Origin of the sequence: Actinoplanes sp. NPDC051851, assembly GCF_040681165.1 — a bacterium.
Classification (GTDB): Bacteria; Actinomycetota; Actinomycetes; order Mycobacteriales; family Micromonosporaceae; genus Actinoplanes.
The window spans coordinates 20,085-41,867 of the sequence record NZ_JBFAYF010000016.1 but is presented as its reverse complement, the minus strand read 5'-3'; the positions used below and the strand labels follow the sequence as shown (position 1 = coordinate 41,867).

28 protein-coding genes are annotated in these 21,783 nt (G+C 71.7%); 14 read left to right on the top strand and 14 right to left on the bottom strand.

Annotated elements, in window-relative coordinates:
- Positions 1 to 60: 60 nt before the first annotated feature.
- Positions 61 to 621 (top strand): hypothetical protein, encoded by a 561-nt coding sequence (locus tag AB0M08_RS17725; RefSeq protein WP_364493878.1) that lies wholly within the window; start codon positions 61 to 63, stop codon positions 619 to 621.
- Positions 622 to 1,187: 566 nt separating this feature from the next.
- On the opposite strand, the gene AB0M08_RS17720 is transcribed toward AB0M08_RS17725, so the two are convergent.
- The 4 genes from AB0M08_RS17720 to AB0M08_RS17705 all read right to left on the bottom strand — a co-directional run bounded on the left by AB0M08_RS17720 (position 1,188) and on the right by AB0M08_RS17705 (position 3,931).
- Entirely contained in the window at positions 1,188 to 1,859 is a 672-nt protein-coding gene (locus AB0M08_RS17720; protein ID WP_364493875.1) for a pentapeptide repeat-containing protein, read from the bottom strand.
- A gap of 363 nt (positions 1,860 to 2,222) precedes the next feature.
- On the bottom strand, positions 2,223 to 2,777 hold the full coding sequence (locus AB0M08_RS17715) for a LamG-like jellyroll fold domain-containing protein (RefSeq protein WP_364493872.1): 555 nt from the start codon (positions 2,775 to 2,777) through the stop codon (positions 2,223 to 2,225).
- Between the two features lie 33 nt (positions 2,778 to 2,810).
- Entirely contained in the window at positions 2,811 to 3,290 is a 480-nt protein-coding gene (locus AB0M08_RS17710) for a hypothetical protein (RefSeq protein WP_364493869.1), read from the bottom strand.
- Positions 3,291 to 3,340: 50 nt separating this feature from the next.
- A complete protein-coding gene (locus AB0M08_RS17705) occupies positions 3,341 to 3,931 on the bottom strand; it encodes a TetR/AcrR family transcriptional regulator (protein WP_364493866.1) in 591 nt (196 codons plus the stop codon).
- A 61-nt stretch (positions 3,932 to 3,992) separates the two neighbouring features.
- Here AB0M08_RS17705 and AB0M08_RS17700 point away from each other — a divergent pair, with 61 nt between their 5' ends.
- The 3 genes from AB0M08_RS17700 to AB0M08_RS17690 are packed head-to-tail and all read left to right on the top strand — an operon-like array spanning position 3,993 to position 6,645.
- The gene (locus AB0M08_RS17700) at positions 3,993 to 5,030 is read left to right on the top strand and encodes an MBL fold metallo-hydrolase (protein ID WP_364493863.1); all 1,038 of its coding nucleotides are present in this window, start codon (positions 3,993 to 3,995) and stop codon (positions 5,028 to 5,030) included.
- Between the two features lie 58 nt (positions 5,031 to 5,088).
- The gene (locus tag AB0M08_RS17695) at positions 5,089 to 5,847 is read left to right on the top strand and encodes a carbon-nitrogen hydrolase family protein (protein ID WP_364493860.1); all 759 of its coding nucleotides are present in this window, start codon (positions 5,089 to 5,091) and stop codon (positions 5,845 to 5,847) included.
- A 9-nt stretch (positions 5,848 to 5,856) separates the two neighbouring features.
- Complete coding sequence (locus tag AB0M08_RS17690; RefSeq protein WP_364493857.1) at positions 5,857 to 6,645, top strand: GNAT family N-acetyltransferase; 789 nt, start codon at positions 5,857 to 5,859, stop codon at positions 6,643 to 6,645.
- A gap of 53 nt (positions 6,646 to 6,698) precedes the next feature.
- Here the strand turns inward: AB0M08_RS17690 and AB0M08_RS17685 are convergent, their stop codons facing one another.
- Positions 6,699 to 7,640, bottom strand: a complete 942-nt coding sequence (locus tag AB0M08_RS17685) for an SDR family NAD(P)-dependent oxidoreductase (protein WP_364493854.1) — start codon at positions 7,638 to 7,640, stop codon at positions 6,699 to 6,701.
- Between the two features lie 126 nt (positions 7,641 to 7,766).
- Here AB0M08_RS17685 and AB0M08_RS17680 point away from each other — a divergent pair, with 126 nt between their 5' ends.
- Both AB0M08_RS17680 and AB0M08_RS17675 read left to right on the top strand, forming a co-directional pair.
- Entirely contained in the window at positions 7,767 to 8,612 is an 846-nt protein-coding gene (locus tag AB0M08_RS17680) for a helix-turn-helix transcriptional regulator (RefSeq protein ID WP_364494088.1), read from the top strand.
- Positions 8,613 to 8,699: 87 nt separating this feature from the next.
- On the top strand, positions 8,700 to 9,422 hold the full coding sequence (locus AB0M08_RS17675; protein ID WP_364493851.1) for a hypothetical protein: 723 nt from the start codon (positions 8,700 to 8,702) through the stop codon (positions 9,420 to 9,422).
- 32 nt (positions 9,423 to 9,454) lie between these two features.
- Here the strand turns inward: AB0M08_RS17675 and AB0M08_RS17670 are convergent, their stop codons facing one another.
- Positions 9,455 to 9,832 (bottom strand): VOC family protein, encoded by a 378-nt coding sequence (locus AB0M08_RS17670; RefSeq protein WP_364493848.1) that lies wholly within the window; start codon positions 9,830 to 9,832, stop codon positions 9,455 to 9,457.
- Positions 9,833 to 9,928: 96 nt separating this feature from the next.
- Here AB0M08_RS17670 and AB0M08_RS17665 point away from each other — a divergent pair, with 96 nt between their 5' ends.
- The 4 genes from AB0M08_RS17665 (at position 9,929) to AB0M08_RS17650 (ending at position 13,154) form a co-directional block, all read left to right on the top strand.
- The gene (locus tag AB0M08_RS17665; RefSeq protein ID WP_364493845.1) at positions 9,929 to 10,876 is read left to right on the top strand and encodes a YafY family protein; all 948 of its coding nucleotides are present in this window, start codon (positions 9,929 to 9,931) and stop codon (positions 10,874 to 10,876) included.
- A gap of 27 nt (positions 10,877 to 10,903) precedes the next feature.
- Complete coding sequence (locus tag AB0M08_RS17660) at positions 10,904 to 11,413, top strand: DUF4396 domain-containing protein (protein ID WP_364493843.1); 510 nt, start codon at positions 10,904 to 10,906, stop codon at positions 11,411 to 11,413.
- Positions 11,414 to 11,646: 233 nt separating this feature from the next.
- Positions 11,647 to 12,441, top strand: a complete 795-nt coding sequence (locus tag AB0M08_RS17655) for a universal stress protein (protein ID WP_364493840.1) — start codon at positions 11,647 to 11,649, stop codon at positions 12,439 to 12,441.
- Between the two features lie 86 nt (positions 12,442 to 12,527).
- Positions 12,528 to 13,154 carry a universal stress protein gene (locus tag AB0M08_RS17650; protein WP_364493837.1) on the top strand — a complete coding sequence of 209 codons (627 nt, stop codon included), beginning with the start codon at positions 12,528 to 12,530 and terminating at the stop codon, positions 13,152 to 13,154.
- A 279-nt stretch (positions 13,155 to 13,433) separates the two neighbouring features.
- Here the strand turns inward: AB0M08_RS17650 and AB0M08_RS17645 are convergent, their stop codons facing one another.
- On the bottom strand, positions 13,434 to 14,396 hold the full coding sequence (locus AB0M08_RS17645) for a nitroreductase (protein ID WP_364493834.1): 963 nt from the start codon (positions 14,394 to 14,396) through the stop codon (positions 13,434 to 13,436).
- 33 nt (positions 14,397 to 14,429) lie between these two features.
- Entirely contained in the window at positions 14,430 to 15,038 is a 609-nt protein-coding gene (locus AB0M08_RS17640; protein WP_364493831.1) for a CBS domain-containing protein, read from the bottom strand.
- 266 nt (positions 15,039 to 15,304) lie between these two features.
- Between AB0M08_RS17640 and AB0M08_RS17635 the strand changes: the two genes are divergently transcribed.
- Positions 15,305 to 16,231 carry a hypothetical protein gene (locus AB0M08_RS17635; protein ID WP_364493829.1) on the top strand — a complete coding sequence of 309 codons (927 nt, stop codon included), beginning with the start codon at positions 15,305 to 15,307 and terminating at the stop codon, positions 16,229 to 16,231.
- Between the two features lie 59 nt (positions 16,232 to 16,290).
- Here the strand turns inward: AB0M08_RS17635 and AB0M08_RS17630 are convergent, their stop codons facing one another.
- Positions 16,291 to 16,992, bottom strand: coding sequence for a VIT family protein (locus tag AB0M08_RS17630; protein WP_364494086.1), 702 nt, complete (start codon positions 16,990 to 16,992; stop codon positions 16,291 to 16,293).
- 154 nt (positions 16,993 to 17,146) lie between these two features.
- Complete coding sequence (locus tag AB0M08_RS17625; RefSeq protein WP_364493827.1) at positions 17,147 to 17,761, bottom strand: chloramphenicol phosphotransferase; 615 nt, start codon at positions 17,759 to 17,761, stop codon at positions 17,147 to 17,149.
- 35 nt (positions 17,762 to 17,796) lie between these two features.
- Here AB0M08_RS17625 and AB0M08_RS17620 point away from each other — a divergent pair, with 35 nt between their 5' ends.
- From AB0M08_RS17620 to AB0M08_RS17610, 3 genes are all read left to right on the top strand, one after another.
- Positions 17,797 to 18,489, top strand: coding sequence for a hypothetical protein (locus AB0M08_RS17620; RefSeq protein WP_364493824.1), 693 nt, complete (start codon positions 17,797 to 17,799; stop codon positions 18,487 to 18,489).
- Between the two features lie 149 nt (positions 18,490 to 18,638).
- Complete coding sequence (locus AB0M08_RS17615) at positions 18,639 to 18,929, top strand: transcriptional regulator (RefSeq protein ID WP_364494084.1); 291 nt, start codon at positions 18,639 to 18,641, stop codon at positions 18,927 to 18,929.
- Positions 18,930 to 19,050: 121 nt separating this feature from the next.
- On the top strand, positions 19,051 to 19,899 hold the full coding sequence (locus AB0M08_RS17610) for an alpha/beta hydrolase (RefSeq protein ID WP_364493822.1): 849 nt from the start codon (positions 19,051 to 19,053) through the stop codon (positions 19,897 to 19,899).
- A 74-nt stretch (positions 19,900 to 19,973) separates the two neighbouring features.
- Here the strand turns inward: AB0M08_RS17610 and AB0M08_RS17605 are convergent, their stop codons facing one another.
- Genes AB0M08_RS17605 through AB0M08_RS17590 form a run of 4 tightly spaced genes read right to left on the bottom strand, consistent with a single transcriptional unit; the run spans position 19,974 to position 21,732 of the window.
- Positions 19,974 to 20,402, bottom strand: coding sequence for a DUF6334 family protein (locus AB0M08_RS17605; RefSeq protein ID WP_364493819.1), 429 nt, complete (start codon positions 20,400 to 20,402; stop codon positions 19,974 to 19,976).
- Between the two features lie 34 nt (positions 20,403 to 20,436).
- Complete coding sequence (locus AB0M08_RS17600; RefSeq protein ID WP_364493816.1) at positions 20,437 to 20,904, bottom strand: hypothetical protein; 468 nt, start codon at positions 20,902 to 20,904, stop codon at positions 20,437 to 20,439.
- Positions 20,897 to 21,388 carry a hypothetical protein gene (locus AB0M08_RS17595; RefSeq protein ID WP_364493813.1) on the bottom strand — a complete coding sequence of 164 codons (492 nt, stop codon included), beginning with the start codon at positions 21,386 to 21,388 and terminating at the stop codon, positions 20,897 to 20,899. The genes AB0M08_RS17600 and AB0M08_RS17595 overlap by 8 nt, the downstream gene beginning before the upstream one ends.
- A gap of 2 nt (positions 21,389 to 21,390) precedes the next feature.
- On the bottom strand, positions 21,391 to 21,732 hold the full coding sequence (locus AB0M08_RS17590; RefSeq protein ID WP_364493810.1) for a PE domain-containing protein: 342 nt from the start codon (positions 21,730 to 21,732) through the stop codon (positions 21,391 to 21,393).
- Positions 21,733 to 21,783: the final 51 nt, after the last annotated feature.

Sequence of the window (21,783 nt, the reverse complement as noted above, 5' to 3'; positions counted from 1 at the left end):
CGGACGGTAGGGTTTAGACCAGGCGCGGACGGCGTTGACACGGTGGTTACGCTCTGCGCCGTGCTGGGTGGACAGGTAGACAAGCGACTCCGGGGTTCGATGCGCGGCCCACGGCAGCCGCTGAACCGGCGTACGCCGATCGAATGGACTCAACGCCGCAAGGCCACACTGGCCGGCGGCGTCGCCGCCCTGCTCGCGGTCGCCGGCCTGATCTGGGCGGCCCTGCCCGGCGACGAGACTGAGCCGCGCCCGCGCGAATACCGCGACGTCACCGCCTGCCTGCTCACCGACCAGGAGGGCGTCGCCGGTAAGAATGCCGCCCCACTCTGGGCAGCCATGCAGACCGCTTCGGCGCAGACCCTCGGCCAAGCGCGCTACCTCGAGGTCACCGGCGAGCAGACCGCCGCAAACGCCCAGACCTTCGCCGGCACCCTGATCCTCGGGCAATGCGCGGTGATCGTCGCGGCGCCGGGCATCGCCGACGAGGCGGTCCGGACGGTCGCGGCCCAGCAGACCCAGCAGAAGTTCCTGGTCATCGACGGCGCCGCCCCGGGCACGCCCAATGTGACTCGGGTGTCCGCCGCTGACCTGACCGGCACCGTGGCGAAGCTGCTGGGCTGAGAAGCCCGCGGGCCGCGGCCGCTGTCAGGCGAGGATGAAACGGACGGCGTCGGCCACGACGTTGCCGGTCGTGCCGGCAGTGCGGATCAGCACGCTGCCGGCCGCACCCTTGGCGAAGGTCCAGGTCCCGAGCGGCACGCACTCACCGCCGGATCTCCGCTGATCAACGGTACGGCGCGGTATGCATGCGGCGGGTTCACCAGGGTCGAGCGGTTACTCCCACGCGATGAACAGGCTCCGCCGGTCACCATCGGTGACGACTGTCGGGCACGGCATGCCCAGGGGTCGCTGCAGGAGCACGGTCTCGGTAAGTGATGCTGACATCAGCGGGTGCGGCCCTGTTCACGATCACGGTTGTCTTCGCGTTGATGGTGAACCGCGGCGGCTGTCAGCGTCTCCTGGCAAGCAACGCAGGGATCCCGGTCGACGATGATGTCGCGACCCTTCCTGCCGAGGGCTCCGCGCCCCTTTCCAGCACCGCCCGGTCTCGCCAACTTTCACCCGTTTCGCACCAATCAACACATTCGCGCTTCTGAGATCAGTTCAGCAGGCTGTTCCGCATTCAACTATTCGGCGAGGCCCCGCTCACGAAGCCATTGCAGGTCAACCAGTTGCTTTTCAAAATTTTTCGAACCTTGTGCGGCGACGGCCATCATCGAGTCGAACGGCGTGAGATCAAAGTCCCTGAAGTACGCCTTCACGAGATCCGGAGCATCCGGTAGCGACAATACAACTTCTCTATTGTGACGACGGATGAGGAAGTGCCTTTCCGGATTCCTCCGGATCAACTCACCCGGCACGGCCCGGATTGCGGCGTCCGAAAATACCGCATCGCTGATGTCCAATGCCCAGTCGACGTCACGGTAGAAGTCGACCAACGCCTCGGAAAATGCCTTGAACATCTCGGGAGGAAGCGACCTGACCGGGCCACCAAGGATGAGCTGACCGATTTTTCCCCGCAATGTCACATTCTCGAAGGCGCATCCAGTGACTGAACTCCTAGAAAACCTCGCCCCTTCGATAACAACATTGTCGAGTTTCACTCCCGCCATAACACATGCACTGAACGCGCAATTCCGGAGCGTGGAATCCCGCACGACAAGTCCGAACCCGGGGTCGTCATGCTGAGATAGCGTACAGCTGCTGAACTTAACGCTCCTCAAATCAAGCTCACTAAAGACCCGCCCGCTACCGTATTGACGGAGACGCTCAAACGAACATTTCTCTACGACATTCATCCTTGGCCGACTCCCCCAAAGATTTTTACAATATCGTCTGCACCTAGCGTGGGTAGGTCATTAGCTGATCAGCGTGTTTATAGTAGTCCCGATCCATATGCTGGTTAATTGATGTCCTACTTGCACCCGTCACATCGACATTGTAGCTACCGCCGATCACGAAGTCGGGTTCTGCCTGTCCGGGCTTGGATGCGCCGACATGAGCGATGTTGCCGTCCGCGACCACCCTGGGGTCTGCTGCCACAGCCTTCTCCAAAGCAGTACCGGCCCACATCCGCTGAATGTAGAACGGCACATCCGTGCGGCCAGCCTGATTCGGGCCTAGGTTATCCCGGATGGCAGCGTGGTCTCCGCGTGCCCTTCCTACAGCACCCTGCAACGTGTCGTAACTCTGCTGACCGGCTTGATCCAAGCTGGCACGTGACCCTGCCGCGACTTTGCAGGGATCGACGGCCGCTCGGCCGCGTCGTAACTGACGTCGGTGGCGTTGCCCAGCGCGTCGAAGGAGCGGGTAACCAGGCCACCCTCGTCCAGGACCGACGAGCTGCGGGCGACCTTCCCGGCCGACGGCTGGGCGTTGTTGACGTAGACCTTCACCGTGCCCGCGGTCGGGTCGACCACCACGGCCAGATGGGTCCAGGCGTTCAGGGCCGGCAGGCCGGCGGCGCTGGCCGCGCTCCACCAGCCGGACGTGCCGTCGGCGAGCCGGACGGTGCCCTCGGCCTGCCACTTGTCGACCGAGGCGAGGTAGGCGAGCTTGAACGCCGCGCTTCCGTTCAGCCTCCAGCGCGCCATCGGCGTGGTCGCCGGGTCGCTGTTGTGCGCGGTCTCCGCGGTGATCCGGCCCTCGGCGTCGTACCGGTAATCGGAGACCAAGAGCACGCTGCCCGACCCGACCGCCTGCGTCGTGGTGATCACGTTGTCGGCGGCGTTTGTTCGTGACCTGGGTGATCAGGTTGCCGTCGACGCCGTGATGGAGGAGTCGTTGTCCGCGTAGGCGTCGCCGGTGTCGACCGTGGTGATCGTCGGGTCGACCCGGACCGGGTAGACGCGGGCCGGATCGTCGAGCCAGGCGCGGTCGGCGACCACCTTCAGCGCCGGTTGACCGTCGACCTCGGTCAGCGACATCTCGACCGCCGACGAGTAGGCCATGTCGCCGGAACGGTCGTCGAACTTCGCGTCCTTCATCGAGCCGTGCGGGAACCAGGCCAGGACCGTCCCGCCCGCGTCGACCAGTTCCACGGAGCCGTCGTCGGTCATCCGTGGGGTGAGGCCGCCGAGTCGCAGCGGGAACACCCACTCGTTGCCCGCGTCGGGGGACGCCAGGACCAGGGTCTCCTTCACGCCCTCGGTGAAGGTCTGCAGCTCCAGGTCGGTGCCGGGCAGCACGTCCGGGTACGTGGCGACGGTGTCCGTGACGGTCGGGGTCACCGTCGCGGCGCCGGCCAGGTCGTATCCCAGCGACTCGCCCGAGGGCAGCGTCAGGGCGCGTAACCGCGCAGCACGAAGACGACCATGTCGGCGATGCTCTCGTCGATCTGCTCGGCGGTGAACCCGGCACTCACCGCCAGCCCGGTCAGCCCCTGGAGCGCGGCGAAGAGCGGCACCGCCAGCCGCTCGATCTCCCCCGCGCGGACCGCGCCCTGACGCTGGCCGTCGGCGAGGATGTCGGTGGCCAGGGTCAGTAGCCGCCGCGGCGCCGCGACCAGCTCCGCCGAGGCCTCCGGGTCGTGCTTGCGGCTGAACATCAGGTCGAGCAGGGCCGCGTTAGCGATCGCGAACGTCAGGTACGCCCTGGTCAACGCCCCGATACGCTCGGCGAACGAGTCGCCGGTCTCGGCCAGGAGCTTCGTCATCGCCGTGGTGACCCGGTCGAACCCCTCCAGCGCGAGAGCGTCCAGCAGCGCCTGCTTGGTCCGGAAGTGGCGGCTGGGCGCGGCCGGGCTGACCCCCGCCTCACGGGCCAGCTCGCGCAGGGACAGCTCACCGGGACCCCGGTCACGCAGCGTGGCCTCCGCGAGGGCGAGCAACGTGGCGCGCAGGTCGCCGTGGTGGTAGGGCCGGGCCTTCATGGCACCACCCTACCCCGATGTAGGCGTTGCCAACATTGTTATCACCGCCTACATTAGGGGCATGACACCGATTGCTCAGCTGGGTGGCAAGGCCGAAGGCGCCCGTCTCGCTCGGGTGGAGGCCTCGCCGCAGTTCGCCGACGGGAAGTTCCGCAACAACGTGCCCACCCGGTCCGGGCTCTCCCTGAGCGCCTTCCCCCGGGTCGCCGTCGCCGCGTTCACCGGCGGCGAGCAGCGCCGCCCGCACCAGCCGATCCCGGTGCTCGACCCGGGCACCGGCGACGCCGAGGGTCTGCACATCACCTGGTACGGCCACTCCACCGCGCTGATCGAGATCGAGGGACACCGGATCCTGCTCGACCCGGTCTGGAGCGAGCGCTGCTCCCCCACCCGGTTCGCCGGGCCGCGCCGGATGCACCGGGCGCCGGTCGAGCTCGCCGAACTGCCCGCCCTGGACGCCGTGGTGATCTCCCACGACCACTACGACCACCTCGACATGGAGACCGTCCAGACCCTGGCCACGCTGCAGGAGAACGTGGTCTTCGCGGTCCCGCTCGGGGTCGGCGCGCACCTGGAGCGCTGGGGCGTGCCCGCCGGCCGGATCGCCGAACTGGACTGGAACGAGAACACCCGGGTCGGCGCGATCGAGCTGATCGCCACCCCGGCACGGCACTTCTCCGGCCGCGGGCTCAGCCGCGACGAGACGCTCTGGGCCAGCTGGGTGATCAAGGGCCCGTCCCGCCGGGTCTTCTACTCCGGCGACACCGGCTACTTCCCCGGCTTCGCCGGGATCGGTGCCGAGCACGGCCCGTTCGACGCCACCCTCGTCCAGGTCGGCATGTACGGCGTGGAGTGGCCCGACATCCACATGTTCCCCGAGGACGGCGTCGCCACCCACGTCGACGTGCGCGGCGGCGTGATGATCCCGGTGCACTGGGGCACCTTCGAGCTGGCCCCGCACCGCTGGTCCGAGCCGGTCGACCGGGCCTGGCGCGAGGCGAAGGCCCGCGACGTCCGGCTGGTCGTCCCCCGCCCGGGCGAGCGGATCGACATCGACTGCCCGCCGGAGATCGACCCGTGGTGGCAGCAGATCGCCTGACCATGATCCGGACCGTCGTCCCGGTCGCGGCGCACCGGCCGGGACGTAGTGTGGCCGGGTGAAGCAGGAACTGACCGTCGCGGTCGCCCAGCCCCGCTGCACGGCGCACGACGTCGCCGGGAACGCCGTCGCGCACGCCGCGGCGGTCCGGGCCGCGCGCTCCCGGGTCGTCGTCTTCCCCGAGATGTCGCTCACCGGTTATGAACTGGACGCCGCGGTCGTCGAGCCGGACGACGAACGCCTCGCACCGATCCGGGAGGCCTGCGCCGAGACCGGCACCCTGGCGCTGGTGGGCGCCCCGGTCCCCGGCCCGATGATCGGCGTCCTCGCGATCGACGCGGCCGGGGTCCGGATCGCGTACGGGAAGGTCTGTCTGCACGGCAGCGAGAGCGTGCGCTTCGTGCCGGGCGAGCCGGTCGTGCTCGACGTGGACGGCTGGCGGCTCGGGCTCGCGGTCTGCCGGGACACCGGCATCCCGGAGCACGCCGAGCGGACCGCCGCGCTCGGCATCGACGGCTACCTCGCCGGCGTCGTCCACCACGATCACGAGGCGCAGGTGCACGGCGAACGCGCCCGCAGGGTCGCCGCGGAGCACGGCGTCTGGGTCGCCACGGCGGCCTTCGCCGGTCCCACGGGTGGCGGGTTCGCCCGGACGTCCGGCCGATCCGGGATCTGGGCCGCCGACGGCGCCCTGCTCGCCGAGGCCGGTCCGGCACCGGACGAGGTCGCGCGGGCGACCTTCTCACCCGGATCGAACTCACCCGGATCGAACTCACCTGAATCGAAATGGGTTGCGCCGTCGTTCGGGGAGTGCTGAGGTTCCCCGGTGGATCAGGTAGAAGTTCTCGCACTCCTCGACCGTCAGCTGCGCCGTGAGGCCGAGCGGGACGGTGGCACCACCCGGATCGAGCGTGACGACCGCGTCGTCCGCAACGTCGGCACGAACGCGCACGACTGGAACGCCGTCCTCTGGTCCGATCTCGACGAGTCCACCGCGGACGCCGTCATCGCCGAGCAGGTCGCCTACTTCCGGTCGCTCGGGCTCGGCTTCGAGTGGAAGCACTACAGCCACGATGCCCCCGCCGACCTGGGCGACCGGCTGACGGCCGCCGGCCTGGTGGCCGACGAGCCGGAGACCGTGATGGTCGCGGCCGTCGCCGACCTGCCCACCGAGGTGATCCTTCCGGACGGCGTACGCCTGGAGCCCGTCACCGACGAACACGGGGTGGACCTGCTGATCCGGGCGGCCGAGGAGGCCTTCGGCGAGTCCCGGTCCTGGCTCCGGGAACGCCTGATCGACCAGCTCGCCGACGCCCCGGACCGCACCCGCATCGTGGTCGCGATGGCCGGCGACCGCCCGGTCTGCGGCGCGCGCATCGACTTCGTCCCGGGCACCGCCTTCGCGGGCCTGTGGGGCGGCGGCACCGTCCACGAGTGGCGCGGCAGGGGCGTCTACCGGGCGACGGTCGCGTACCGCACCCGGATCGCGGCCGAGCTCGGCTACGAGTACCTGCAGGTGGACGCCTCCGACGAGAGCCGCCCGATCCTCGCCCGCCTCGGCTTCACCGCCCTGACCACGACCACCCCGTACGAGCTCCCGCCGCCCCCTCGCTGAGCCGGGCGCGCCTGCGCCGACGGCCGCCGCCCGCTCGCTGAGCCCGGCCCGTCTCAGCCGACGGCCGCCGCCCGCTCCAGCAGCTCGGCGGTGGCCGCCCACAACCGGCTCTCCCGGTCGCGGTCCCGCGCGACCGGGAACACCTCGCGCACCTCGTCGCGGACCACGAACGCGCCGTCGCGCAGGTGCGCCCACTCCGCGTCGAGGGCCATCGCGGCCAGCACCGGCCCGGACCGCTCCGGCGTGGCCACCCCGGGGATCCGGGCGATCCCGCGCATGACCGCCTGGGCGGCCGGCGGGGCTCCCCGGCCCAGCGCGGTGCCGGGCATCCAGCCGGGCTCGAAGACCGACACGCGCACGTCGTCCCCGGCGTGCCGCTGCAGCTCGTGGGCGTAGTAGAGGATCGCCAGCTTGGCGTTGGAGTACGCGATCCCGCCCGCGCCCATCCCGGGGTTGACGTCCCCGGTGTCCGGGCGGGCGATCGCGATCGGGTCCGCCCAGCGCGCCTCGGGTACGTGCAGGAGACGACGCCAGACGTTCGCGCGGTACGTGTTCGACCCCAGCAGCACGATCCGGGCCGGGCCGGTCAGCGTGCCGAGCAGGTCGCCGATCAGCTGCGCGTGGGCCAGGTAGTTGACGGCGAAGGTCAGCTCGTAGCCGTCCGCGGAGGCCAGCCGGGTGTCGGTCGTCATCGTGCCGGCGTTGGCGACCAGGGCCCGCATCTCCCGGACCTGACCGGTCGCGATCAGGTTGCGTACGGTAGAGGCCGCGGCCCGGACGTCGGCCAGATGCGCAAGGTCGCACCCGATCTCGTGAACCACCGCCCCGCGAGCGCGAGCCTCGGCGGCGACCTCGGCCATCGCGGCGCCGGAGCGACCGACCAGCAGCAGATCGGGACGCTCGCCGGCCGGCCGGGCGGCCATCGCGAGGACCGCGGCCCGGCCCAGCCCCCGGGTCGGCCCGGTGATCAGAACACTTCCAGTGATGGTCGTCATGGTTCCCAGATTCGGGCAACCCCGGCCGGGCAGGCAGACGTCTGGATGTCGTAGGACTGCCAGGGCCAGGACAACCATCGTGGGCACGAGCAGAATTGCCGGGTGGAGACGTGGGAGTTCGGGCGGATGTTGCGGCGATGCCGGGATCGGGTGACCCCGGAGGCGGTCGGTGTGCCGGTCGGCCGGCGGCGGCGGGCCACCGGGCTGCGCCGCGAGGAACTGGCCGGGCTAGCCGGGATCTCCGCCGACTACCTGACCCGGCTCGAGCAGGGCCGCGCGACCGCGCCCTCGGCCCAGGTGGTGGAGGCCCTCGCGCGGGCGCTACGGCTCGCGGAGAACGAGCGTGACCTGCTGTTCCGGCTGGCCGGGCACGCGGCGCCGGGGTACGGCGTGGTGCCGTCCCGGGTCACCGCGAGCGTGCAGCGGCTGCTCGACCGGCTGGCGAACACCCCGGTGGTGGTCTACGACGCGACCTGGACGCTGGTGACCGCGAACGCGCCGTACGACGCGCTGATGGGCGACACCACCGGCTGGACCGGCATCGAGCGGAACGCGATCTGGCGCAACCTGCTCGGCCCGCGTTCCCGGGTGGTGCACACCGCGCGGGAGCAGGCCGAGCACGAGGCCCGGCTCGTCGCCGACCTGCGGCTGACCGCCTCCCGGTACCCGGCCGACCGCGGGCTGCGGCGGCTGATCGGCGAGCTGACCGCGGCCAGTCCGCGCTTCGCCGAGCTGTGGGAGTCGGACGCGGCCCCGCCGGCGCCGGAGCCCGGGAAGCGGAAGGTCGTCGACCACCCCGCGGTCGGCCGGATCACCCTCGACTGCGACACGCTCGTGGTCACCATGGACGACCTGCGGATCACCGTCTACACCGCCGAGCCGGGCACCGAGGACGCCGAACGGCTCACGCTCGCGGTCGTCCTGGGCACGCAGAACATCCACGAAACGGACTCCGCACAGAGAATGCGCTGAATCCACAGTGAACATCCGAATACGGCCGTCCGTCATACACCGTGGCAACGAGAACAGGCAACACATTCGCAGGAAAGGGTGTCACCGATGCCAACTCTCGAAACCGGCAACGTCCCGGGACTGACGGACGAGCAGAAACAGACCATCGACGCCCAGACCGCCGTGTGGCGGAACGCGTTCGACCGGGCTCCGGAGAACAACGACGCGTACATCCGGTGGCAGATCTCCGTACGCCAGCAGCTGTGGATCAACGGCGGCGAGGCCGGGAAGGCCGCGGTGCGCAACGCGGAACGCCAGGAGATGCAGGAGGGCATCGCCGCGGCCCAGCGGGGCGACCCGTACCTTGCCCGGGACAACGCCGCCATGGCCGTGAGCGAGCGGATGGAGGCCGCCGCGAACAACACGTACCACGGGACTCCCGACACCCGGTGGGGCCCGAACGGCACGCAGGTGGTCAACTACGCCATGGAGTCCTCCCGGCGGGACTTCGCCATCCGGCAGCAGCATCAGCAGATGAATCCGTACGATCCCCCGCCGTTCAGCTACCACAACCCTGCTCCCGGCGTGCAGCACATGCTGCAGCCGCCGCCCGGCTACGGCCCGCCGCCACAGCAGCAGCAGTACGGGCGAGGCGGCTACTACGGCGGCGGCCACGCGGCGGCGAGCGCCCTGCAGTCCGCGTACGTGCCGCGGCCGAACGAGGGCCGTTCGATGGCACCGCAGCCGCCGCAGCCGAACCCGTACGGCCAGGGCCAGAACTACGGCCCCGGCCCGGGCCAGGGCGGCGGCGGGTACGGTCCCGGCCAGTGACCCGGCCTGACGGTCCTCGCCGGTGACCCGGCCTAACGGTCCTGGCGGGCGATCGCCTCGGGACTGACCGGCGTGAAGAGGTTGATCAGGGTGCCGTCCGGATCGCGGAAGAGCAGCGACCGGTTCCCCCACGGCATCGTGGTCGGCCCCTGGACCGGCTCGCCGATCACCTCGCGCAACCGGTCGAACTCCGCGTCGACGTCCTCGACCCGGAGTTCGAGGATGGCGGCCGATCCCTTTCGCGCGAAGCCGGCCGTCGCGACGCTACCGATCGCGAGCACCGCCCCGGAGGTCATCACCTCGGCGAAGTCCGGCGTGTAGCGCCGCGCCTCGACCCCGGTGACCTGCTCGTAGAAGTCGGTGAGACGGCCGACCTGGTCGGTGATGAGACGAACCGACGCGAACTTCATGATCTCTTCTCCCTCGTGCCGTGTACCACTGTCCCGGCACACGCTACGAGGGATACCGGACAGGATCCGCCCGGTTTCCGCGGCAGAATTCCGGGCATGACCCGGCCCACCGCCCGCGTGCTGACCCTGCTGGAGATCCTGCAGAACGGCGGCACCCACACCGCGCCCGACCTGGCCGAACGCCTGGGACTGGACGAGCGCACCGTCCGCCGTTACGTCGGCCACCTGCTCGACCTGGAGATCCCGGTCGAGTCGGTGCGCGGCCGCCACGGCGGGTACCGGCTCTCCCCCGGATTCCGGATGCCGCCGCTGATGCTCACCGGCGAGGAGGCCCTGGCCGTCCTGCTCGGCCTGGCCGGTACGTCGGGTTCGCGGGAGGCCGCCGGCACCGCGACCGCCAAGATCCGCCGGGTCCTGCCCAAGCCTCTCGCGGCCCGCCTCGACGCGCTGCTCACCACGGCCGAGTTCACCGCGACCGTCCGCGAGTCACCGCCCACCGACGCCGCGATCCTGCTCCTGCTGGCCGAGGCGACCCTGCACCGGCGTCCCGCGGTGATCGCCTACACCTCCCGCGAGGGCCGGGAGAGCGAGCGCACCGTGCACCCGTACGGCATCGTCGCCCACAACGGACGCTGGTACCTCGCCGCCCTCGACGAGAGCTCCGCCGAGACCCGCACCTTCCGGCTCGACCGCGTCCTGCGCGTCCGGCCGGCCGACGGTACGTTCACACCCCCCGAGGACTTCCGGCCCGCCGCGACGGTGCTGGCCGGCCTGGCCGCGACCCCGTGGCGGCACGAGGTGGTCGTCTCGGTTCAAGGTCCTGTCTCCCGGGTACGCCGAAAGCTGCCCACCGGCCTGGCGGAGGTGACGGAGGAATCCCCGGACCGGGTCGTGGTCCGGCTGCGAGCGGAGAAGCTCGACTGGCTCCCCGCCCTCCTCGCGGGCCTGGACCTGCCCTTCGTCATCCACCGGCCCGCCGAACTCCGCACCGTCGTCCGCGAATGGGCCGGGCGGATCGCGGGCTACGCGACCGATACCCCCTAGGGGTATATTCGGGTCGAGGAGGCCACCATGACACCCGACCACGACCACCACCACGAACACGACCACCACGAACACGACCACCAGGCCCGGCCCACCGCGACCTGGTCGGCCGCCGCCGCGGCGACGCTGCACTGCCTGACCGGCTGCGCCATCGGCGAGGTGCTCGGCATGGTCATCGGCACCGCGGCCGGCCTGCCCAGCACCGCCACGGTCCTGCTCTCGATCGCCCTGGCCTTCGTCTTCGGCTACGGCCTGACCGCCCGCGGCGTGCTGCGCGCCGGCGTCGGCCCGCGGGACGCTCTCAAGGTCGCACTCGCCGCCGACACCGTGTCGATCGCGCTGATGGAGCTGCTCGACAACGCGTTCGTGCTCGCCGTCCCCGGCGCGATGAACGCCGGCCTGACCAGCCCCCTCTTCTGGATCTCCCTGGCCGGTTCCCTGGCCGTCGCCTTCGCGCTCACCACCCCGGTCAACCGGTGGATGATCGCCCGCGGCCGGGGCCACGCCGTGGTACACCAGTACCACCACGCCCACTGACCACCCGCCCCTCACCACCCGGCGCCACCCGCTCCCCGCCTTTCTCGCCGTCCGGCGTCATCCGGGCGGCCAGGCGGGTGCGGAGGTCGCCTCGCCGGGCGATCTCCGCGTCCAGGGCCGCGACCCGGCGGTCCGTCGCGTAGGGGCCACCGGAACCCCGGACCAGGGCCGGTCGCCCCTGCCCCGGTCACGTCTGCCCCGGGAGAGTGGACGGGAGAGAGGTGGGTGCGGGCATGCGGCGAGCCATCGGTACGGGTATCGGCGGGGCGGGCAGCTGGCTGGCGCTGGGCTGGGCCGCCGAGGAGGCCGAGACGACCGGGAACCGGCTCGTGCTCGTGCACGTCTGTGCGCCCGGGTCGCCCCTCGAGCGGGTCTCCAGCGAGCCCGTGCCCGCCGAGCTCGAACTGATCGATCCCGGACTCGCGCGAGCCGTCACCTCCAACCGGAACCGGCTCGGCGCGCGGCGGGTCACGCTCGCGGTCCGGGCCGGCGAGGCGGAGAGCAGGCTCGTCGACGTCTCCGCGCGGGTCGAGGTACTGGTGATCGGGGCCGGGGAGGGTGGCCGTACGGTGCGACGGGTGATCCGGAACGCGCACTGCCCGGTCGTGGTGGTGCGGCGGCCGGCGCCCTTCGCCGGGCACGTCGTGGTCGGCGTGGACGGGAGCGCGGCGGGGCGGACCGCGGCGGAGTTCGCCTTCGGGTACGCGGCGGCGCACGGCTTCCCGGTGGCCGCCGTCCACGTGTCGGCGGCCGAGGCTTCCGGGCGGCGCTCCCTTCTGACCGGCGAGATCGCGCCGTGGCGGCGGAGGTACCCGGACGTCCCGGTCAGCGTCGAGTACCGGCACGGTGCGGTCGCCGAGGAGCTGATCCGGGCCGGAGCACGGGCCCGCCTGCTCGTCGTCGGGGACAAGCGCCGCGGGGTGATCGGGCGGGTGCGTACCGGAGACGTCCCGATGGCCGTCGCGATGCGGGCACCGTGCCCGGTCGCGGTGGTGCCGGTGGACCGGCGCGAAGAGGCACCTCTGTAAGGCCCCGGTAAAAGAGTGTCGACACTCCACTGCGGGAGGACCTTCGGCTCTACCGCTACGTATCCCTTTCGTTACACGATGGAGCCGTGCGCAGAATTCTGGTGAGCCAGGACGACTCCGTCGAAGCGGCCCGGGCGGCACGCTGGGCGCTCGACGAGGCCGGCCGGGTCGGCGGCACGGTGGAGTACTGCCGGTCCGGCACCGCGGTGGCCGGGTCGTCCGGGGCCAGCATGCTGGTGGTCGGCCTGCACGGCGGTCCGGAGGAGGCGTCCGGCGTGGTGGCGCACGCCCGCTGCCCGGTCGTCGTGGTCCGCGGCACCAGCGCCCCGCGCGGACCGGTCGTGGTCGGCATCGACGACACCCCGACCACGGAACGGGCTCTGGCGTTCGCCTTCGGACACGCGGCCGCTCACGGTGCACCGGCGCTGGCCGTTCAGGCCCAGGATCCCGACGAGCCGGCGATGGCGGTGATCGCCAGCACCATGTGCCGCCTCGACACCTGGCACGGCCGTTACCCCGCGATTCCGGTACGCCTCGACCTCTCGGCCGCCCGCCCGGCGGAGGCACTGGTGGAGGCGAGCCACGACGCGCGCCTCGTCGTCATCGGCGTGGAGGACCGCCGTCGCTGGCCGGTGCCGTCCCTCGGCCCGGTCGTACGCCACCTGCTCCGCAACGCGGCCTGCCCGGTCGCCGTCATCCACCGCCGCACCTGACCGGCACCCTCCGCACAGCGCGCGTTCACGGACGGCCCGAGAGGGGACGCTGGGGCCACACGAACGGCACGAGCAGGGCCGCGGGCGCACACGAACGGCGCGGGAGGGGCGCTCGGCGCACACGATCAACCGTGAGCAGGGGCAGTAGGTGCCTACGATCCGCGACCGTGTGCCCGCGCAGCCGCCATAGGGGCGCTACGACGACGCGATCAGCGATCGGGGATTCTCACCGCCCCAGCCGGCCATGATCGTGAACGCGGACCGCCCGCAGCGCCCTACCTATCGGCCAGAGATCAACGTGTCGGTGACGTCCCGGCGCGGGGTGGCACCGACCGGCTGGCCGTAGCCGACGCGCAGGACCATCTGCGGGTAGCCCCCGCCGAGCCGCGCCCGGATCTCCGGGATCTCGATCGGCTGGCTGATCGGGGCGGTCGCCAGGTCGAGCCAGGTGGCGGTGAGCAGCACCCGCTGCAGCGCCTGCCCTGCCCGAACCTGATCAGCCGGGGTATCGCCCTCAGTGGACAGCACCAGGATCGTGGGGTGCGGCTCGAACGACCGGCTCAGTCGCGCCCCACCCTCACCGGCCGAGCCCGCCGGGCATGGAGGGCCCGCCGGGCGTGGCGGGTCTGCCGGGCGTGGCGGGCCGAAGTCGCGGGTCGGCATGATGCCGAGGGCGTCGGCCGGGCCGCGGGCAGCGGGTGGGATACGCCAGTGGGACAGCTCTTCGGCGTAGCCCGGCCGCTCGTGCAGCATCGACTCGGCGAGCTGGGCGAGGCCGAGGATCGCGTCGCGTTCGGTAGCGCCGGCCACCCGCAGCCGTACGCCCTCCCAGCCGGCCGCGGAGATCAGCTGTTCCAGGGCGTCGGCGGGTACCGCGAGGTTCGCGAACGGCCACCGGTTCGTGTGCCGGTGCGGGATGGCGGCGGCGAGGGCCTCGCACGCGGCGGTCGGCGCGGCATGGTGCACGGCGTAGATCCGGGCCACCAGGTCGGGACGCCGGGGCTCCGGGAAGAGCGTGGAGAGCGTCATCACCCCGTGCTCCCGCAACGCTACACGCAGGGTGAACACGGCCGCGCCGACGCTGATCAGCAGCTCCCGGCCGGCCGGGTCGAGCACGGAGAGGCGGCGTTCCGGGTCGGCGTACACCTCGATGGTGTTCGCCACGATCCGAAACCGCCACGGCTGGCTGTTGTGCAACGACGGCGCCATGGCGGCCGCCCGCACCCCGTCCATCAGAATCATCGGCTTTCCCCTCCCGCGGTCGCTACCGGATGCTCATGCCGCGCCGGCCAGGTGGACCGCAGTCACGCCCGGTACCGTGCGGGCCAGAACGGTCAGCACCGCCCGCTCGGTGTCGTTGCCGATCGCGCCGTGCACGGTGACGACGCCGTCGGTGACCGTGGCGTTCCAGCGCCCTTCGCCGTCGCCGTACTCGTCGAACCGGTGTTGCACCTCGGTCGCCAGCGCCCCGTCGCTGCGGATCACCGCGCGCAGGATGTCCCGGCGGCTGACGATCCCGACGACCGCTCCCTCCTCGATCACCGGCAGGCTGCGCACGTCGTGCCGCAGCATGGCCTCCGCCACGTCGGCCACGTCCGCTCCCGGCCAGGTGGTGAGCGGGCTCCCGGTCATCACTTCCGCGATCGATTCCGGTCGCTTCGCGATTTCGGGGTACGCCCTGGGCAGGATGTGCGCCGTCGGGTCCTCGGGCACGCGATGGCGCAACAGGTCGCCTTCGCTGACCATCCCGATCAGCCGCCCCGCTTCGTCCACGACGGGCAGCGCGGTGATCCCGTGCTCGGTGACCGTCTCCGCCGCGGCCGCCACCGGCGCTCCGGGCGCAACGGTGAACACCGGGCTGCTCATGATGTCCCTGACTCGCATCGTGGATCCCTCCCAGCCCCGATCCGACACCTCAAGCCTCCGCCCGTCACTCCCCCACGGTCAGGGCCGAAGGTCCCCTCACGCTCTGCCGCTCACCCCTGCCCCTCGCCCCTGCCCCTCACGCAGTGCCCCTCACGCAGTGCCCCTCACGCAGTGCCCTCTTCTCGGTGACATTTCCGATTCGATCGCGGAAATCCTGATATACCAGCACGATGTTGGCTGCGTTTCTCACCGCTCTGGCACTGTCCGCCGCCTCCGTGTCCGCCGTGTCCGCGCCTGTCGTAACCGCGCCGACGCCGGTGCCGAACGGTCATATCGACGCCGCCACGCTGCGGAACGCGACGCTCGACATTCCGGCGTGGCCGGCCGATAACGTTCAGGGGCCGTCGGGGGCGCTGCGGTTCCGGGACGGCGAGGTGGTGCTCGACGAGCAGCAGGTACCGAGCGGTCAACCTCCGCACGCAGCGGTGATCCTCATCCTGTCGGTCACCTACGGTGATGTCGACGGGGACGGCAGCGACGAGACCATCGCCGTGGTCGGGTGCCTCATCGAGGGCGGCGCGAAGCAGGTGATCGCGTTCGACCGGGACGCTTCTGGGAAGATCGTCACGCTCGGGCGGATCACCGGCACGACCGGGACCGTCCGGGACATCCGGGATGACAGCCCACGGGTCGCCCGGGACGGGCTCGTCACGGTCCGCGTGGGCGACTACCAGCGGTGTTGCGCCGACCGTACGCCGCAGATCTGGCAGAAGCGCGGGTACCGGTGGCGGAACGGGGCGTTCGAACAGGTCAGCGGGCCGACCCGGATGCCGGCCGGCACGCACGTGACCGAGACCCGCCTGACCACCTCCGGGGTGAAGCTCACGACCGGCGACGACGGGTACCGGTACGGGACGCTCAGCGTGCAGGTCGAACACCTCTGGGGCGCCCACCCGGAGAAGCTCGCGCTCAGCTTCGGCCTGCCGGCCGGCGTGGAGCGCAGCGGGTCGGGCTGGCCGGCGGTCACCAAGGCCGGAGATGGCTTCACGGTCACCGTCGACGGGCCGCCGGCGGGCGCGACCGCGACCTACCGCTTCGCCTTCCGGCAACGGAACGTCACGACGCCCGGCGAACTGACCGTCGACGAGAGCGCCAGCCCGCTGATCTCCGAGGCGATTCCGTGGAACAACACCGTGACGGCGAAGTTCTAGCCCGCTGGCCGCCCGGCGGGGTCAGGTGACGGCGGTGCCGGCCAGGGCGGCGGGTGTGGTCAGGTGACGGCGGTGCCGACCAGGGCGCCGATGCCGAAGGTCACCGCCATCGCGAGGGCGCCGCCGGTCACCAGGCGGGTCACCGCGCGGGCCGGGCGGGCGCCGCCGAGACGGGCGCTCAGGTAGCCCGTCGCCGCGAGGGCCGCGATCACCACCAGGAAGGCCACCGGAACGCGGGCGCCCGCCGGGGGCAGCAGGATCGCGGCGAGCGGGAGCAGGGAGCCCGTGGTGAACGCGACCGCCGACGCGCCGGCCGCCTGCCACGGGTCGGTCAGCTCGTCCGGGTCGAGGTGCAACTCCACGTCGGCGTGCGCGGCGAAGGCGTCCTTCTCGGTCAGCTCGCGCGCGACGAGCCAGGCGGTACGGCTGCTCAGGCCCTTCGCCTCGTAGAGCGCGGCCAGTTCCTCCAGCTCCTCGTCGGGGAAGTCGGCCAGTTCGCCGCGCTCCTTGTCCAGCAGGGCGCGTTCGGTGTCCCGCTGGCTGCTGACCGAGACGTACTCCCCCAGCGCCATCGAGACGGCGCCCGCGACGAGGCCGGCGATCCCTGCGGTCAGAATCGGTCCGGTCGAGGTGGTCGCCCCGGCCACCCCGACGACCAGCCCGGCCGTCGAGACGATCCCGTCGTTGGCGCCGAGAACACCGGCACGGAGCCAGTTCAGCCGACCGGAAACACCGGCGTCGTGCGGCTCACCGGGATGCATGACCACGCCCCCTCCCACCTGTGGTGATCGATCCACCGGGGGTAGCCTGCCACGCGCCCGTCGAGCACTGTCGATAAGGACAGCCTCAGGCGGCCCGCGAAAGCTCAGGACGAGCGGCGCGCGGCGCGTCACACCCTGTTGCGCCTCGAGTCGGTCACGCCGGCGTCGCCGGTCCCTGTCCGTTCTTGATTCCTCCCGTACGGGCCACGTACCCGGCGATGATCTCGGCGCAGTCGCGGGAGGTGGCGTGTGTCGTGTCCACCTCGACGTCGTACACGACACCCTGGTGCACGGCCGTCGCCTGCCGGACCGCCATCCCCGGCACCCGGTCGAACCGGGCGAGTTCCCGGGCCTCGGCGACCTCCGGCGCACAGTGCACGCCGGCCCAGAGCACTCGCAGCCCGTCGAGGTGACCCCGGAGACGCTCCTGATCGGCCCCGCCACCGAGGAAGTTGTCGTCGATGACGATCCGCGCACCCGCCCGGGCCATCGCCGCGACGCCCGTCGTCCACGCCGTCTCCAGCGTGCGCCACCCGTCGCCGACCAGCACCTCGCCATCCGGCCCGAAGGAGATCCCGGCGGCGGTGCCGAGGAGCACGGACGGCAGTCGGTCGAACAGGTCGCCCACGCCCAAGTTGATCCACGGGTCGGGCAGGATCTCCTTCAGGGACTCGACGATCCCCGACTTCCCGGAACTCGACCCGCCGTTCAGCACGATCACGTCGATCGGCACGATCACCTCCTCGATCGGGACGAACCCTATCAGCACTTGCGCCGATAGGTTGGCGATGGAAACCTGTTGGCATGACTTCAGAACCGATACCCGCCGACGGCGATCCGCGACGGCTGCTCGCCGACGTCCGCGCCCTGGCCCGCCGGGCACGCCTCGACCGGCGGATGACCTGGGCGGCACTCCTGGTGCTGGCCGTCACGACCCTCGTGGCGATCCCGGTCGACTGGGCCGGCATGGTGGTGACCTGCCAGGTCGACGGCAGCTGCTCGTTCGCGCGCCGGGGCATGCTGCTCTACTGGATTCCGGCTCTTCCTCTGGCGTACGCGATAATCGCCGCCACCTATCTGCGGGCCGCCCGGGACCGGGGCCTGAGTGCCCGGGTGCTGCCCTACGCGATCACCGGCACCGTGACGACGGCGGTGTTCCCGATCGCGTGGTTCGCCTGGAGCCGCTACCTGGAGAGTCACCCGGTGCCCGCCGGCCCGCTCCCCTACTGGTGGTTCGTGCTGGACCGGCTGGTCATGCCGTGGGCCATGATCGGGCTCGCGCTGCTGGTGCTGGCCTGGCTGGAACGCAACGGCGCGCTGCTCACGTTCACGGTCGGCTACCTGGCGCTGGTGGTGCTGGTACTGCCTCTGAACGAGGGCTGGGGCCCGCTGCACTGGGGCGTCCGGGCGCACTTCGTGGTGCCGCAGGTCGCCGGCGCCGCGGTGCTCCTGCTGGGCGCGGCCGGGTTCGCGACGGTCCGCCGGCGGCAGCGGTGACCACGACGACCGGCACCCCGCAACCGGACGCCGGGAAGGCCGCGTACCCGGGCCCCGGGCCGGACGACGCCGCGCACCCCGCCCCCGGGCCGGACGACGCCGCGCACCCCGCCCCCGCGCCGCACGACGCCGCACACCCCGTCCTCGGGCTGGATGACGTGGTGCACCAGCGGGTCCGGCTGGGCGTGCTCACCATCGCGCACGAGGCGCGGCGGGTGGAGTTCGGGTACCTGCGCACCCAGCTGGATCTGACCGCGGGCAACCTCTCCAAGCATCTCAGCGTCCTCGAGGCGGCCGGGCTGATCGAGGTGGAGAAGGGGTACGAGGGCCGCCGCGGCCGCACCTGGGTCACCCTGACGACGGCCGGCACCGCGGCGCTCGCCGAGGAGATCAAGCGGTTGAAGCTGCTGATCGCCCGCGTGGAGGAATCCGGGAGGTGAGGAGAGACCGGCCCCCGGGTCGGCGGCCACGCCCCAGGAGACGCGGGAGCAGGCGGGACGTTGAACCTGGCCGGGACGGCACAACGGCACCATCGTTCACTCCGGCACGGATAATGCGCGGATGACACCGACGCAGGGCGCCTCGCTGTGGGCACCGACCCGGGACGGCCGCCGATTGCACGCGACGACGCTGGGGGCGGGCAGCCCGACGGTGGTGTTCGAGGGCGGGTCGGCGGCGTCCCGGCTGAGCTGGAGTCTGGTGCAGCCGCGGGTGGCCGATTTCGCCCGGGCCGTCGCGTACGACCGGTCCGGGCTGGGCCGCAGCGCCTCCGACCCGGCCGGGCGGACCCTGGACCGGATGGCCGACGACCTCAACGATCTGCTCGACGGGCTGGGCGAGGGGCCGTTCGTCCTGGCCGGGCACAGCGCGGGCGGTCCGATCGTCCGGCTGGCCGCCGCGCGCCGTCCGGAACGGATCACCGGTCTGGTGCTGGTCGAACCGGTCGACGAGACCGCCGACGTGCTCTTCGGCGAGGACTTCCGCCGTGGCGAGCGCCGGGCGTTGCGTGCCGGGGCCGTCCTCGCCCGCCTCGGCGTGCTCCACCTGTTGTTCCGGGCTCAGCTGGCCGTGGTCCCCGCCGACGTACGGGCACAGATGCGGCGGGAGGCGTTCACTCCGGGCGTGATGCGTACCGCGGGTGTGCAGGCCGGTTCGTTCTTCGACGAGCTCGCCGCCTGGCGGGCGGACCCGCCGCCACTCGGATCGATCCCGGTCACGGTGATCTCCGGGACCCGGACCGGCGACGGGCTGGACGCGGCCGCCCGCGCCGCCGCGAACGCCTCCCACGCGCACCGGGCGGCCACCTCGCCGTCCGGCCGCCACGTCCTCGCCGCGCACTCGGCCCACGACGTCCCGTTCACCGACCCGGCCCTCATCGCCGAGGAGATCCGCCGCCTCGCCCGGCCGTGACGGTGCCGGGTTCCGGCTGGTGTTCACCGGTGCGCCGCGCGAAACGACACACCCGTGACCACCGGCAGGAGCCCTCAGGCACCGAGGTACGGCGTCTCCACCGGCAGGACGGTGCGGACCCGCAGCTGGGAGCTGATCGCGAGTACCTGGACGGTCACCGCGCTGCCGTTCGCCGCGCCGGTGAACTCCCACTGGAGGGCGTCGAGGTAGCCCTGCTGGTTCTCCACGACCCAGGCCCACCGGCAGCCCTTGCCCAGCGCGCCCGCCCACGGCGTCAGCGTCGAGGCGTCCGCGGTGTGCAGGTCGCTCAGCCCGTCGGCGGTGGTCACGCCGACGGCGATCGTGTCGTCGTCCGGGTCCACGGAGACGAGCCAGTCGCCGCCGTCGAAGCCCAGCCGGATCGCGATGATCTCCCGGGGGAGCTCGGGGTCGTACAGGTAGGTGACCGCGCGCAGCGGGCCGCCCTGCTCGGTCATCGCGGTGAACGTTTCCTGGATCGTCACGTCGGTCTCTTTCGCCTGCCGGTGATGCGCCGTCTCAGTGTCCGCCCCGTCCGTACTTGGCGGCCTTCGACGACGCCTGCTTGATGATCTTCATGGCGGTCTCGGCCGCGGCGTCGCCCTTGGCCGCCCGGTTGGCGATCTCGGCGACGGTCATCTCCTGGTACCGCGGGTCCAGCATGGAGACCTGGGCGGCACCACCGCCCCGCTTCCTGATCGCGTCCCGGGCCTGGTCGCCCGCGTACTCACCGAGATTACCGAGCTTCCGGCGGCCGCCGGCCGTCAGCCGGGACGGGTCGCCGTCGGCGGAGCCGCCGGTCTCCCCGTCCTGGCCGTCCTGGCGGCCGTCCCGGGTGGCGCCGCCGTCCTCGTCCGCGTCGCCGCGCCGGTTACGCCGCCGCTTGCCCCGGTGCTCGAGGGCGTCCTCGACGATCTCCTCGACCTCTTTGGCGAGCTTCGTCTCGGCCTTCGCCGCCGCGCCGGACTGCTTCCGCCGCTTAACCACCGATGATCTCCATGGTGACCTGCTGGATCAGCCCTTCGACCACGGTACGGGTGATCTGCTGGAAGATCGGGATCTCCAGCAGGGAGGCGCCGAAGGTGGCGACGGCGGTGGCGATCGCCTCGATCACCTCGATGGTGAGGACGACGAGCTGCACGATAAAGTTGATCTTCAGGGCCAGGATGATCGCGGCATACACGATCAGGCCGCAGCCCACCACCATGGCGGCGTCACCGGCCGGGTTCAGCGAGGACGGCGCGCCGTCCGCAGTCCAGTACTTCTGGAACGCGGCGACCGCGGGACCGGAGTTGCCCTGCCACACCGCGCTCGCGGCCGCCCCGGCGTCCGCGCCGACCTGCTGGATCTGCGGCGCCAGCGCCAGCCACTGCTGCCCGAGCCGGAACAGCTGCTCCTCGTCCGCGGTAGGCCAGTCCAGGCCGATCCAGCCGAGCGCCTCGACGAGCTCACCCGGCAACTCCAGGCCCACGCTCAGACCACCAGCCGTCGGCTCAGGTCGGTCATCAGGCCCGTGTTCGTCTCCTCGTTACCGGCGTACGCCGTCGCCATGGTCGTCAGGTCGTCGGCGTCGTCCTGCAGGTCGGCCGCGGTGGCGTCGAGCAGGTCGAAGAACATCCCGGCGCACGCCTCGCCGGTCGTGGCGAGCAGCATGCCGATGTCGTCCCCGCCGCAGGCCTCGGCATAGTCGGAGAGCGCGGCACGATACCGGTCCGAGAGGTCGGAGAGCCGGTCGGCGGCCTGACCGAGCAGTTGCCCGGACTGCGCCAGCGAATCCGGGTCGACGTGCACGACGCCGCCTGCCCCGTCTGTCATGTCGCCCCCCGCGGCTCCGAATCGGACGACACGAAGCTACCTCATGATCGC

Excerpts from the sequence above, each read along its gene's own strand:
- AB0M08_RS17720 (WP_364493875.1), bottom strand. The coding sequence starts at position 1,859 with ATGAATGTCGTAGAGAAATGTTCGTTTGAGCGTCTCCGTCAATACGGT.
- AB0M08_RS17705 (WP_364493866.1), bottom strand. The coding sequence starts at position 3,931 with ATGAAGGCCCGGCCCTACCACCACGGCGACCTGCGCGCCACGTTGCTC.
- AB0M08_RS17700 (WP_364493863.1), top strand. The coding sequence starts at position 3,993 with ATGACACCGATTGCTCAGCTGGGTGGCAAGGCCGAAGGCGCCCGTCTC.
- AB0M08_RS17685 (WP_364493854.1), bottom strand. The coding sequence starts at position 7,640 with ATGACGACCATCACTGGAAGTGTTCTGATCACCGGGCCGACCCGGGGG.
- AB0M08_RS17680 (WP_364494088.1), top strand. The coding sequence starts at position 7,767 with ATGTTGCGGCGATGCCGGGATCGGGTGACCCCGGAGGCGGTCGGTGTG.
- AB0M08_RS17675 (WP_364493851.1), top strand. The coding sequence starts at position 8,700 with ATGCCAACTCTCGAAACCGGCAACGTCCCGGGACTGACGGACGAGCAG.
- AB0M08_RS17670 (WP_364493848.1), bottom strand. The coding sequence starts at position 9,832 with ATGAAGTTCGCGTCGGTTCGTCTCATCACCGACCAGGTCGGCCGTCTC.
- AB0M08_RS17665 (WP_364493845.1), top strand. The coding sequence starts at position 9,929 with ATGACCCGGCCCACCGCCCGCGTGCTGACCCTGCTGGAGATCCTGCAG.
- AB0M08_RS17660 (WP_364493843.1), top strand. The coding sequence starts at position 10,904 with ATGACACCCGACCACGACCACCACCACGAACACGACCACCACGAACAC.
- AB0M08_RS17655 (WP_364493840.1), top strand. The coding sequence starts at position 11,647 with ATGCGGCGAGCCATCGGTACGGGTATCGGCGGGGCGGGCAGCTGGCTG.
- AB0M08_RS17645 (WP_364493834.1), bottom strand. The coding sequence starts at position 14,396 with ATGATTCTGATGGACGGGGTGCGGGCGGCCGCCATGGCGCCGTCGTTG.
- AB0M08_RS17640 (WP_364493831.1), bottom strand. The coding sequence starts at position 15,038 with ATGCGAGTCAGGGACATCATGAGCAGCCCGGTGTTCACCGTTGCGCCC.
- AB0M08_RS17630 (WP_364494086.1), bottom strand. The coding sequence starts at position 16,992 with ATGCATCCCGGTGAGCCGCACGACGCCGGTGTTTCCGGTCGGCTGAAC.
- AB0M08_RS17620 (WP_364493824.1), top strand. The coding sequence starts at position 17,797 with ATGACTTCAGAACCGATACCCGCCGACGGCGATCCGCGACGGCTGCTC.
- AB0M08_RS17610 (WP_364493822.1), top strand. The coding sequence starts at position 19,051 with ATGACACCGACGCAGGGCGCCTCGCTGTGGGCACCGACCCGGGACGGC.
- AB0M08_RS17590 (WP_364493810.1), bottom strand. The coding sequence starts at position 21,732 with ATGACAGACGGGGCAGGCGGCGTCGTGCACGTCGACCCGGATTCGCTG.